An 11445-nucleotide genomic window follows, 5' to 3' on the forward strand; every position below is an offset into this window, starting at 1 on the left:
TCTCTCTGGTCCAACTATTTGGGGTCACTCTAATTTCGGTTCAGGTGCTTTTTAAGCAATAGTATATTTGTGTGAAAGGAAGAATATGCCCTTTATGGATTTTAATTGTTTAGTGTATATATTTACTTCGATGCTGCGTATAGGTGGGCTTGAGAGCGTGGAATAATCAGAATTACAAAAAAACCACCCTTTAAAAGGATGGTTGAAAATTCATTATTTTACTAATTTTGCTAAACGTGACTTATCACGAGCTGCTTTATTTTTGTGGATTAAACCTTTAGTAGCTGCGCTATCAATTTCTTTAGCCGCTAATTTGAATAATTCTTCTAAATTACCTTCGCCAGATTCTACAGCTGCACGGAATCTTTTGATTGCTGTACGCATACCTGATACGTGAGCAGTGTTACGAGCAGTTACAGATTTTGTTTGACGGATACGTTTGATTGCTGATGGAGTATTTGCCATGTCTCGGTCACCTCTTTCTTCTCTTATTGGTGTGTAAGCCAATTATGACTTAGTCAACTTCCTTATTATACATGATAACTATTATACCTTGCAACTATATAATCAAAAAATCTTTAATTTAACTGTAAATTTTTTTGTGAAATGAAGCTAATTTACATGAAAAGTCTCTTCTAACTTTCATTTTGAAACTAATTTATTTAGAATCATTCAATTTGCCACACCTTATGAATAAAGGTACAATAGAAGCGAATTGAAAGGATTAGAGGTGTCCAAAATGGATCAATTTAAATTAGTATCTCAATACCAGCCGAGTGGAGATCAACCGACGGCTATTAAACAATTAGTAGAAGGTTTGAATGAAGGCAAACGTGACCAAGTGCTCTTAGGAGCTACTGGTACCGGAAAAACATTTACGATTGCGAATGTGATTAAAGAGGTCAACCGTCCTACTTTAGTGTTGGCTCACAATAAAACGTTAGCTGGCCAATTATATTCTGAATTGTTAGAATTTTTCCCTGAAAACTCAGTGGAATATTTTGTTTCTTACTATGATTATTATCAACCAGAGGCCTATGTCCCTGCTTCCGATACTTATATCGAGAAAGAGTCGAGTGTCAATGATGAAATTGACCGTCTACGTCACTCAGCTTCTTCGGCATTATTAGAAGGTCGTGATGTGATTGTGGTGGCATCTGTTTCTTGTATTTATGGATTAGTCGATCCTAAAAACTATCGTGAACATGTATTATCGATTCGTCAAGGTCAAGAAATCAGTCGAAATGCCGTCTTAAATCGTCTAGTCGAAATGCAGTTCGTCCGTAATGATATTGATTTTCAACGGGGAACCTTTCGTGTGCGTGGCGATGTACTGGAAATTTTTATGGCTTCACGAGAATCAGAAGTTATCCGAGTGGAATTTTTTGGCGATGAAATTGATCGTATTCGTGAAGTGGATGTTTTAACCGGTGAAATTCGTCGAGACTTAGAACATTATCCTATCTATCCGGCGACTCACTTTGTGGCGAATGAAGATCAGATAACCCGGGCAGTCGAAAGCATACGTCAAGAATTAGAGGAACGTTTAGAAGAATTACGCAGTGAACATAAATTATTAGAAGCGCAACGTTTAGAACAACGAACGAACTATGATATCGAAATGTTATTAGAAATGGGTTATTGTAGTGGGATTGAGAATTATTCACGTCATATGGACGGTCGTGCGCCAGGTCAAGCACCGTATACTTTATTAGACTTTTTCCCAGATGATTATTTAGTGGTAGTTGATGAGTCTCACATTACGATGTCGCAATTAAGAGGGATGTATAATGGGGACCGTGCGCGTAAACAACAATTAGTCGATTATGGTTTCCGTCTACCGAGTGCGATTGATAACCGTCCATTACGCTTAGAAGAATTTGAAGAACGAGTCAATCAAATCATCTATGTATCAGCAACGCCAGGCCCTTATGAATTAGAACATACAAATGGCGAATATGCTGAGCAAATTATTCGTCCGACTGGCTTACTGGACCCATTAGTGGAAGTTCGTCCGATTAATGGTCAAATTGATGATTTAGTGGGCGAAATTAATAAAAGGGTTGAGAGAAATGAACGAGTATTTATTACGACATTAACGAAAAAAATGTCCGAGGACTTAACCGATTATTTAAAAGAACTCGATATCAAAGTCAAGTATTTACATAGTGACATTGTTACCTTGGAACGTACAGAAATTATTCGTGATTTACGACTAGGTGTCTTTGATGTTTTAGTAGGGATTAACTTACTACGTGAAGGTTTAGACGTTCCGGAAGTATCTCTCGTGGCGATTTTAGATGCAGATAAGGAAGGATTCCTACGTAGTGAACGTTCGTTAGTGCAAACGATTGGTCGAGCGGCTCGTAATGAGAATGGTCAAGTGATCATGTATGCGGATGTGATCACTCAATCGATGAAAAATGCGATTGATGAAACCAACCGCCGTCGTGGAATTCAAATGGCTTATAATGAAGAACATGGTATTGTGCCGAAAACGATTAAGAAAGAAGTTCGCGACTTAATTCGGATTACGCATGATGTCCAAGGCGAAGAACGTGAAGAAAACTTATTGGTACAGTTTAAAAATCTTTCAAAAATGCAACGAGAAGAAGAGTTGGAGCGCCTAACAATGGAGATGAAAGAGCATGCCAAAAATATGAATTTCGAAGCAGCTGCCGAGTTGCGTGATATTATTATGGAATTAAAAGCCGCTTATGGGCATAAGTTAAATAAATAAAAGCCAGTGAACGAACAAAAAGACACTCACTTGAATAGCATGCGAGTGTAGGTTATTTTAAAGCTTGTGTGCTGTAGTCATAACAAGACAAATGATTATGATGCGGATGGTATCAGTTAGTTGAGTACCACCTGAATGGATTAGTATCAGTTTTAATCGTTGTCCTCTGCCTAAAGGCACGAAAAGTATTAAGGATACATATATCACTGACGATAGTCCAATCGTTGTATGTTGGCTGAAATTACGAAAATTGTTAAGGATTCATATATGGCCTACGAGAGGAAATTAGTTGTATGTGGGCTGAAGTTATGCAAATTGTTGAGGATACATATATCGCCGATGGTTGGCCAATCGTTGTCTTCTGACTAATGTCACGAAAATTGTTAAGGATTCATGTATCGTCGGCGACAGGCAAAAGTTATCTTCTGCCTAAGTCAGAAAACGTGTTAGAGTGATAAAGAGTCAAAACCATCAGCTTTTTGAATTAATATTATCTCTCAAAAAGTAAGCATATTAAGGCAATAAAGTTTATGTTATGAATTTTCGCTAAATTTGACTAAAGTGTGAATTTAAAAAGACCTTTTATTAAGTAGTTAGACTTTACAGTGAAATTCATTGAATAAGCTATTTTCCTGTGATATTATAGGCACATAGTTAGAAAGGTAGGGATTTGTTCATGATTTCTATCATTAAGTGATCAAGTTTATGGAGGTCCTAAAATGAAAAAATTAAGTAAATATTTATTAATCTCAGCGTTGACCTTAGGATTAGTGAATCCGGTTTTCGCGCAAGAGGAAACAACGACCGAAGAAGAGGTCCCAACTGAAGCAGTGAGTGATACAACGGTTGAGGAAACAATTGCTGAAACGGTATCTGATGGTTTAGATGAAACCGAAGATGTGACAGATGAAATGACCGAAGCTACGGCTCAGTATGTGATTGTCAATAGTTCAACACGCAAGTTTGTCTTTGATAATGAAGAAGTAGCACCTCAACCTTGGGAACAAGTGAAAGATGCTGCTGCCGCAACTGAAGCGGAAGATGGCTTAAAAGATATGAATATCGAATGGGGACGTTTAAATACGGACTTATATAGTGGTGATGAAGTACTATACGAAGCGGGGACACCTGTTTTCCGTGTGGTCAACCATGATACGAAAAACACTAGTGATTTTGCTGTTTTTGGTACGATTACATACCCAGGTGCTGAAACTTATGGGCATGTAGCTGCACAATATGTTGACTCTGAAGGCTATACCTATGTGGAAGATGCTGGCACTGAATCAGTAGATGTCTTTACTCAAGCAGAAGCTTTTAAATCAGCAATTTTAGAAAATGCTACCGAACGTTTGAATCCAACTTTAGATGACGAATTACCACCATTAACAGAGCAACCATTATTTACTGAAAATGCTGAAGGTGTGTTCGAATTAACTCCAAATGCAGACGAAGAGACAACTGCTGAAGGTGAAGAAACGACAGACACAACTGCTGAAGGCGACGAATCAACAGAAGAATCTGAAGACACAACAGCTGAAGGTGATGAATCAACAGAGGAATCTGAAGAAACAACAGCTGAAGGTGATGAAACCTCAGAAACAACTGAAGAAACAAGTTCTGAAACGTCTGACGAAAGCGAAACAACAGCATCTGAAGAACAAACTCATGAAGTTGTCGAAGGCGATACTTTAAATAAGATTGCTGAAAAATATGGCGTAACAGTAGAAGCGTTAAAAGCCGCTAATAATTTGACTGATGATAATATTTTTGTTGGTCAAACACTTAACATTCCGGCAAAAGGTGGAAATGAAGACACTCCTACTACTGCAGAAGAAACACCAACTCAAACTGAAACAACTACTTTAGCAGTCTCACAAGAAACTTCTGTCATCACCACTACAACGAAGGATGGCAAATCTTTACCACAAACAGGTGAAAGAAACGCTACAATTGTAATCGTGGGGGCTTTAGTTTTAGCAGGATTAGGTGTCGCTTTAATTACCTTTAATAAGAAAAAAGATAATAAATAATCATTAAGTCTCTCTTTCAACAACCAAAAGGTCGATACTTTTGGTTGTTTTTTGCATTTTGATATGTGAGATGAAGAGTTAAGTTTACTTTCAATAATAGATGATTCCGCAAAGTCATGTGTGAACCATAGGTGATTATCATCGAAGTCCCATTGCTTTTCATCCAACAAAAAAATCCCTAGTACTTTTTGAAAGAGTACTGGGGATTTAATATTTATTAAGACAATGAGTATAAAAAATCACGGGCTCACCTTCTTAATATTTACGTCTAAATTAACGAGTAGATTTTAAAATAAATGAAACAACCAGAATGAGAATAATCGCTCCTAATATGGTTGGAATTATTGCAAAGCCGGCAACTTGTGGTCCAAAGTTAGAGAATAAATTACCACCGATCATTGAACCTAAAATTCCCGCAACAACGTTACCAATGACACCACCTGGTAAATCTTTTCCTAAAATTAAGCCAGCCAACCATCCTAAGATTCCGCCGACAACTAATTGAATAATTAATGCCATTATCATTACCTCCTAAAATATTGATATAAACTGAATATTATTTAGTTTATACTTATATCTTATCCGAAAAAGAGAGGCAAATGCAAATATTTTGACTTGGTTAATTAATCAAAGGTTATAACAAAACTTTTATAGTAAGGCTAAGGTCAATCTTTTGTTATTAATACGTTTCCATGCTATAATAGTTATTGTAAAGTTAATTAGATTTATAAAGTCTAGTGGTAATAAATCAAGCAAAACAGAGATGATCAGAAGGGTGTGAAATGACCTTCTAAATATATTTGACGAGGAGTGAATGATATGGGTAAATTTAAAAAAGGATTAGGTTTTGGTGTCGCAATTGTAGGTGCTTACTTATTAGCAGAAAAGTTTTATCCAAAACAAACCGAACATTATAAAGATGAAGTTAGCAAACGATTCTTAGAAGCTAAAGATGAATTCAATGTATTAAAAGATAGAACAATTGAGCAAGGTCAAGATTTTGCTAGTGTTGCTGGTCTTGCATCTGATGAAACGAGAGAAAACTTGGCACATGCGCAAAAAGATGTGGTTAAATCATTAAAAGAATTATCAGGTAAAGTAGGTAAAGTTGTTTCAGATACTAAAAATAATCTGACAGACTTAGATGATAATGATAAAGTTGTTGATACTTTAGTTAAAGGTGTTACCCAAGTTAAAGATGAATTAACGAATTCATTTGATGAAATCTTAAGTAGCTTTAGTACCTTAAAAGATGGGGTAAAAGAAACAACGGATGCGGCAATTGAGCTTTCAGAAGAAGTTGTGAGTGAGTAATTGAATAGGAGTCAGTTCATTATCAATAGGATTGACTGAATGGATAGGGCTGGGGATACTTTGATTAGTTTTCTTAGCCTTTTTTCATTCCTTGATTATAATGAATGTCTAATATTTAGTATATAGGTGGGTTTGGGAGAACCTAGGGAACCAAACCTACTTTTTTTATGTTTTAAGTAAATCTTTATATAAATGGCAACATTTTAAAAGTATTTTTTGTTATTATATAATAAGAATATATTTGATAAGTTTGAGTGGGTGAGAGAAATGAGTAAGAAGAAGCGAATACTTAGCTATGATGGGATTAAAGGGATATCGATTATTGCGATTATACTTTATCATCTTTTCCCTAGCTATTTACCGGGTGGTTTTTTAACCGTTAATACCTTTTTAGCATTGGGAGGCTATTTCTTTACTTATAAAGTGGAGCAAATAGAGTTTAATCATGCGCAACGCGATTGGGCATCAATATGGCATTATTTTAAAAATACTTTAGCAAGAATCTTTTTCCCATTGCTATGGATGATGGGGTCAGTCGTGATTGGATTATTAATCTTTGATCGTACGCAATTATTATCGATTCGCGATGATTTATTTTCAGGTTTATTTCTCTATAATAATTTGTATCAAATTTCTGCTGATAAATCTTATTTTGTTCGGATGACCGAAGCGTCTTTATTTACTCACTTATGGTATAACAGTTTATACATTCAATCGTTTATTTTAGCGATGGTAGGGGTCCTCATTACTAAAATTTTAAATCTTAAAGGGGCCGTTAAAGCAATTATCTGGTCTTTAATTGCTGGTGTGAGCCATTTTGCTCTATTATGGCTTTATGAGCCGGGTCAAGATCCTTCACGTGTTTACTATGGAATCGATACACGTTTTTCATCGTTTGTACTGGGGATAATGACGGCCTATATGATTCCTGTCCTATTAAATCTATTTTATAAAGTTAAAGCCAAAAAATTATTATATTACATTATCGGTATTATCAGTTTAATCGGTTTTGTTGGCATGCCATTTTTTGTTAAAGACCAACAACCTGAAACCTATTATTTCTTTATGCCATTGTATTCAGTTTTAAGTATGTTACTGATCTTTTCGATTACAGTTGGGGTGCCATTAGTGCGCAAGGTCTTTGAAATTCAGCCATTGCCTTGGATTGGACGTCGGTCTTATTCTTATTACTTATGGTATTATCCGGTAATTGTTTTATGGTTCAAACTACAACGTCAATTTGATGGACGAATGTATTGGCTTTATCTATCGATTGCGATTTCTTTAGCGTTGGTTAGTGAATTGACTTATCAATTGATTGAGCGTCAACGTTTGATACTGCCTTTTACAACTAGTTTTAATTGGAAAACAGATTGGCATGATTTTCAATTAAATAATCGTAGTTTATGGTTAGCGCCAGTTGGCCTGTTATTATTCGTGATAATGGGAGCGGGTTGGGTGATGTCGCGCAATGATAAACCTTTGACGCAGTTCCAATTAGAGTATCAATTAAAGCAAGTTCAACCAAGTTTATTTGAGATTGCTGACAAAGATGAGCGTGCGATTCATAAAGTAAAAACGAAAGTTGATCAGTTGGAAAAAGAGTTAGATATCGCATTGATTTCAAACATTGAGACGGAAAACTTCTTTGATATCGCCAAAAAGGCTTTAGTTCAAACGTCAGGTGTGGGAGCAGAAGTCACTCAAATTACGAATGACAATGCTGATATTATTAATGAAATCAATGCCCTTGATCCTGAGTTAGCAGCATTAGTACCAGATGAAGTGAAATTGTTTGCTTCGAAGATTCGCGTCAGTTTCTTCGGTGATTCGCTGATTTTACTATCGGCTCCTAATGCGTTAAATGTGTTTTTGAATTCTAATCATTTAGGTGTTGAAAGTTTACAAATTTGGAAAGCTGTTGGTGTATTGACGGATTGGATTAGTAGTGGAGAAGTGAATGATATACTTGTGATCAACTTAGGTACGAATGCAGGTCTAGACGATCAAGGAATGGAAGATTTTATCGCGGCAGCTAGTGACCGCCAATTATTCTTTGTAAATTCAGATTCAGCGGTAGAGCATCGTGATTCTGTTAACCAAATCATTAAAAAGTTTGCGGATAAATATGATAATGTGCATGAAATAGATTGGTATAGTTATGCGAAAGATCATCCTGAATTTTACTGGGAAGGTGAAGGAGTTCACCATACACCAGAAGGGGCCGATGAATTTGCTGCCTTTACCGCTAAAGAGTTATATCGTTTCTATAATGGTCAAGTGCCAGAGTAAGCAGTGACGGTTGATTTTAACTAGTGATGTGAACTTTTGCCAGAGTAAGCAGTGACGGTTGATTTTACCTAGTGGCATGAACTTTTTGGTTCATTAGCTTAATATTTGGTAAAAATATTAAGAAAAGGGCGCTTACCCCTTGCAACTTCTGTCAATTTCATGTAAATTATATAGGTGGTCGTCTGTCGCTGTGTAATACCGATGTTTGACTATGCAATTATTAATTACCCATCCTTAGTTTTGCGAATCACCAACGCATTACTTTGGATGTGGCATACTTTAAAAGAAAGGTGGAAAATATTATGGCAATTTCTAAAGAACGTAAAAACGAAATCATTAAAGAATATGCTATTCACGAAGGAGACACTGGTTCACCAGAAGTACAAATCGCTGTATTAACTGAAGATATCAATGTTTTAAATGATCATATTCGTACACACAAAAAAGATTTCACATCTTACCGTGGACTTATGAAAAAAATTGGTCACCGTCGTAACTTATTAGCTTACTTACGTGACAAAGATGTTCAACGTTACCGTGAACTTATCCAACGTTTAGGTCTACGTCGTTAATTCATCGAGACTTTGAAGGATGGCTCACGCCATCCTTTTGTTTTATTGATTTGTTATTTTACATCCAAGAACCAAACGTACCTATACAAATATGAGCCTATGTTTTAATAGGTAGGTTGATATTTGTTTAGCTATGTTGAAGTCTTGGATAAGATTTTATAAAAGGAGTTTATTATGGCAGAAAAACAAGTTTTTAGTACCACTTTAGGCGGTCGTCCGTTAACCGTCGAAATCGGCGAATTAGCCAAGCAAGCCAATGGTGCGGTTTTGGTCCGTTATGGCGATACCGTTGTCTTAACAGCAGCCGTTGCTTCTAAAAAAGCTACTAGTGGGGATTTTTTCCCATTAACTGTTAATTATGTTGAAAAGATGTATGCGGTAGGGAAAGTACCAGGAGGCTTTATTAAACGTGAAGGGCGTCCTTCCGAAACAGCGACGTTAACGAGTCGTTTAATTGACCGTCCAATTCGTCCAATGTTCCCAGAAGGGGTACGAAATGAAATTCAAATTACCAATACAGTTTTATCAGTTGATCAAGATTGCACACCAGAGATGGCGGCGATGTTAGGTTCGTCTTTAGCTTTAGCAGTATCTGATATTCCATTTGATGGTCCAATTGCTGGCGTTAATGTAGGACGTGTCAATGGTGAATTAATCATCAACCCAACCGTCGCTCAAGATGAAGAGTCTGATATTGAATTAACGGTAGCCGGAACCGCTACTGCAATTAACATGGTAGAATCGAGTGCTAAAGAAGTTTCAGAAGCAGAAATGTTAGAGGCATTATTATTTGGACATGAAGCGATTAAGGAATTAGTCGCTTTCCAAAATGAAGTAGTGGCTGCTTGTGGTAAAGAGAAATTTGAATTAACCGTAGCGACACCTAATGAAGAAATCGTCGCAACTGTTAAAGAACGTTACCAAGATATTATGATAGCGGCTATCCAAACTGAAGAGAAAAAAGCGCGTGAAGCAGCGGTTGAAGCTGTGATGGAAGCAGCCCAAGAATTTTTCAATGATGAATTAGGGGATGCTGCTGACAAAGAAGAATTATTAAAAGACGTCAATACTGCGTTACATGATTTAGAAAAAGATGAAGTACGTCGTTTAATTACGAAGGAACGTGTACGACCGGATGGTCGTAAAATTGACGAAATTCGTCCATTAAGTTCATCTGTTGGGTTATTACCGCGTACCCATGGTTCTGGTTTATTTACTCGTGGACAAACGCAAGCATTATCTGTTGCGACTTTAGCACCTTTAGGTGAACATCAAGTGATTGATGGTTTAGGAGCAGAAGATATGAAACGCTTCATCCACCACTATAATTTCCCTAACTTTTCAGTCGGTGAAACAGGACGTACGGGGAGTCCAGGGCGTCGTGAAATTGGACACGGTGCTTTAGGTGAGCGTGCTTTAAAAGAAGTGATTCCTTCTGTTGAAGATTTTCCATATATGATTCGTGTTGTGTCAGAAGTGTTAGAATCGAATGGTTCTTCTTCTCAAGCGTCAATCTGTGCGGGAACTTTAGCATTAATGGATGCTGGGGTACCAATCAAAGCGCCAGTAGCTGGGATTGCGATGGGATTAGTGATGGAAGGCGAAGACTATACGGTCTTAACCGATATCCAAGGTTTAGAAGATCATTTAGGTGACATGGACTTTAAAGTGGCGGGTACTGCCAAAGGTATTACGGCTTTACAAATGGATATTAAAATCCAAGGGATTACGGAAGCTATTTTAACCGAAGCTTTAGAGCAAGCGAAAAAAGCTCGTGCTGAAATTCTAGATGAATTAATTAGTACTTTAGCTGAGCCACGTAAGGAATTAAGTCCGTATGCACCTAAGATTGAATTAATCACCATTGATCCTGACAAGATTAAGGTAGTCATTGGTCGTGGTGGTGAAACCATCAACGGTATTATTGATGCGACTGGTGTTAAGATTGATATTGATCAATCGGGTGCTATCAGTGTGGCGTCATCTGATGCTGATATGATTCAAAAAGCAATTGATATGATTAATGCTTTAGTTAAAGAAGTTGAAGTGGGTGAGACTTATGAAGGGATCGTTCGTCGTATTGAAAAATTCGGTGCTTTCGTAGAAGTGTTACCTGGTAAAGATGGTTTAGTTCATATTTCAGAATTAGAGCATCGTCGTGTGAACAATGTGGAAGATGTCTTAAAAGTGGGCGATACGGTTCAAGTGAAAGTAATTGAAATTGACGATAAGGGTCGTATCAATTTATCGCGTAAGGCATTATTACCTAAAGATTAATTGAATAGTCAATGATTTGAATGCTGGATTGTCCTTGTGGATGGTCCAGTTTTTTGTTTTGTTGGTAAGGATGATGATTGGTTAGAGGATGTTGCGGAGTGAATAATTTTCGTTTTTGAGTCATTATTAAAGCATAATAGGATCTTTTATAATTCGTTAGTTGATTGTTATTAAAGAGCAATGGCATAATTTTTTGTTAGTTTATTATCATTGAAGAGTA

8 protein-coding genes are annotated in these 11445 nt (G+C 36.8%); 6 read left to right on the forward strand and 2 right to left on the reverse strand.

Features of this window, described 5'->3' with window-relative positions; genetic code table 11:
* Positions 1 to 213: 213 nt before the first annotated feature.
* Positions 214 to 465 carry a 30S ribosomal protein S20 gene (gene rpsT / locus HMPREF2811_RS09435; protein ID WP_066124617.1) on the reverse strand — a complete coding sequence of 84 codons (252 nt, stop codon included), beginning with the start codon at positions 463 to 465 and terminating at the stop codon, positions 214 to 216.
* Between the two features lie 274 nt (positions 466 to 739).
* On the opposite strand from rpsT, the gene uvrB reads away from it, so the two are divergent.
* Both uvrB and HMPREF2811_RS09445 read left to right on the forward strand, forming a co-directional pair.
* The gene (uvrB, locus tag HMPREF2811_RS09440) at positions 740 to 2740 is read left to right on the forward strand and encodes an excinuclease ABC subunit UvrB (RefSeq protein ID WP_071409110.1); all 2001 of its coding nucleotides are present in this window, start codon (positions 740 to 742) and stop codon (positions 2738 to 2740) included.
* A 719-nt stretch (positions 2741 to 3459) separates the two neighbouring features.
* On the forward strand, positions 3460 to 4770 hold the full coding sequence (locus HMPREF2811_RS09445; protein WP_071409111.1) for a LysM peptidoglycan-binding domain-containing protein: 1311 nt from the start codon (positions 3460 to 3462) through the stop codon (positions 4768 to 4770).
* A gap of 273 nt (positions 4771 to 5043) precedes the next feature.
* Here HMPREF2811_RS09445 and HMPREF2811_RS09450 read toward each other — a convergent pair whose 3' ends face one another.
* The gene (locus HMPREF2811_RS09450) at positions 5044 to 5289 is read right to left on the reverse strand and encodes a GlsB/YeaQ/YmgE family stress response membrane protein (RefSeq protein WP_071409112.1); all 246 of its coding nucleotides are present in this window, start codon (positions 5287 to 5289) and stop codon (positions 5044 to 5046) included.
* A gap of 300 nt (positions 5290 to 5589) precedes the next feature.
* On the opposite strand from HMPREF2811_RS09450, the gene HMPREF2811_RS09455 reads away from it, so the two are divergent.
* The 4 genes from HMPREF2811_RS09455 to pnp all read left to right on the forward strand — a co-directional run bounded on the left by HMPREF2811_RS09455 (position 5590) and on the right by pnp (position 11225).
* A complete protein-coding gene (locus HMPREF2811_RS09455) occupies positions 5590 to 6084 on the forward strand; it encodes a methyl-accepting chemotaxis domain-containing protein (RefSeq protein WP_071409113.1) in 495 nt (164 codons plus the stop codon).
* A gap of 267 nt (positions 6085 to 6351) precedes the next feature.
* Positions 6352 to 8376 (forward strand): acyltransferase family protein, encoded by a 2025-nt coding sequence (locus HMPREF2811_RS09460; RefSeq protein WP_071409114.1) that lies wholly within the window; start codon positions 6352 to 6354, stop codon positions 8374 to 8376.
* A gap of 302 nt (positions 8377 to 8678) precedes the next feature.
* On the forward strand, positions 8679 to 8948 hold the full coding sequence (gene rpsO / locus HMPREF2811_RS09465; RefSeq protein WP_066126785.1) for a 30S ribosomal protein S15: 270 nt from the start codon (positions 8679 to 8681) through the stop codon (positions 8946 to 8948).
* Between the two features lie 174 nt (positions 8949 to 9122).
* A complete protein-coding gene (gene pnp / locus HMPREF2811_RS09470; RefSeq protein WP_071409115.1) occupies positions 9123 to 11225 on the forward strand; it encodes a polyribonucleotide nucleotidyltransferase in 2103 nt (700 codons plus the stop codon).
* The last annotated feature ends 220 nt before the right edge of the window (positions 11226 to 11445 follow it).

The sequence above is a fragment of the Globicatella sp. HMSC072A10 genome (assembly GCF_001811625.1).
In the GTDB taxonomy this organism is placed as follows: Bacteria; Bacillota; Bacilli; order Lactobacillales; family Aerococcaceae; genus Globicatella; species Globicatella sanguinis.

What these genes read in the sequence shown, in the direction of transcription:
- uvrB (WP_071409110.1), top strand. Translation starts at nt 740, where the DNA reads ATGGATCAATTTAAATTAGTATCTCAATACCAGCCGAGTGGAGATCAA.
- HMPREF2811_RS09455 (WP_071409113.1), top strand. Translation starts at nt 5,590, where the DNA reads ATGGGTAAATTTAAAAAAGGATTAGGTTTTGGTGTCGCAATTGTAGGT.
- HMPREF2811_RS09460 (WP_071409114.1), top strand. Translation starts at nt 6,352, where the DNA reads ATGAGTAAGAAGAAGCGAATACTTAGCTATGATGGGATTAAAGGGATA.
- rpsO (WP_066126785.1), top strand. Translation starts at nt 8,679, where the DNA reads ATGGCAATTTCTAAAGAACGTAAAAACGAAATCATTAAAGAATATGCT.
- HMPREF2811_RS09450 (WP_071409112.1), bottom strand. Translation starts at nt 5,289, where the DNA reads ATGGCATTAATTATTCAATTAGTTGTCGGCGGAATCTTAGGATGGTTG.
- pnp (WP_071409115.1), top strand. Translation starts at nt 9,123, where the DNA reads ATGGCAGAAAAACAAGTTTTTAGTACCACTTTAGGCGGTCGTCCGTTA.
- rpsT (WP_066124617.1), bottom strand. Translation starts at nt 465, where the DNA reads ATGGCAAATACTCCATCAGCAATCAAACGTATCCGTCAAACAAAATCT.
- HMPREF2811_RS09445 (WP_071409111.1), top strand. Translation starts at nt 3,460, where the DNA reads ATGAAAAAATTAAGTAAATATTTATTAATCTCAGCGTTGACCTTAGGA.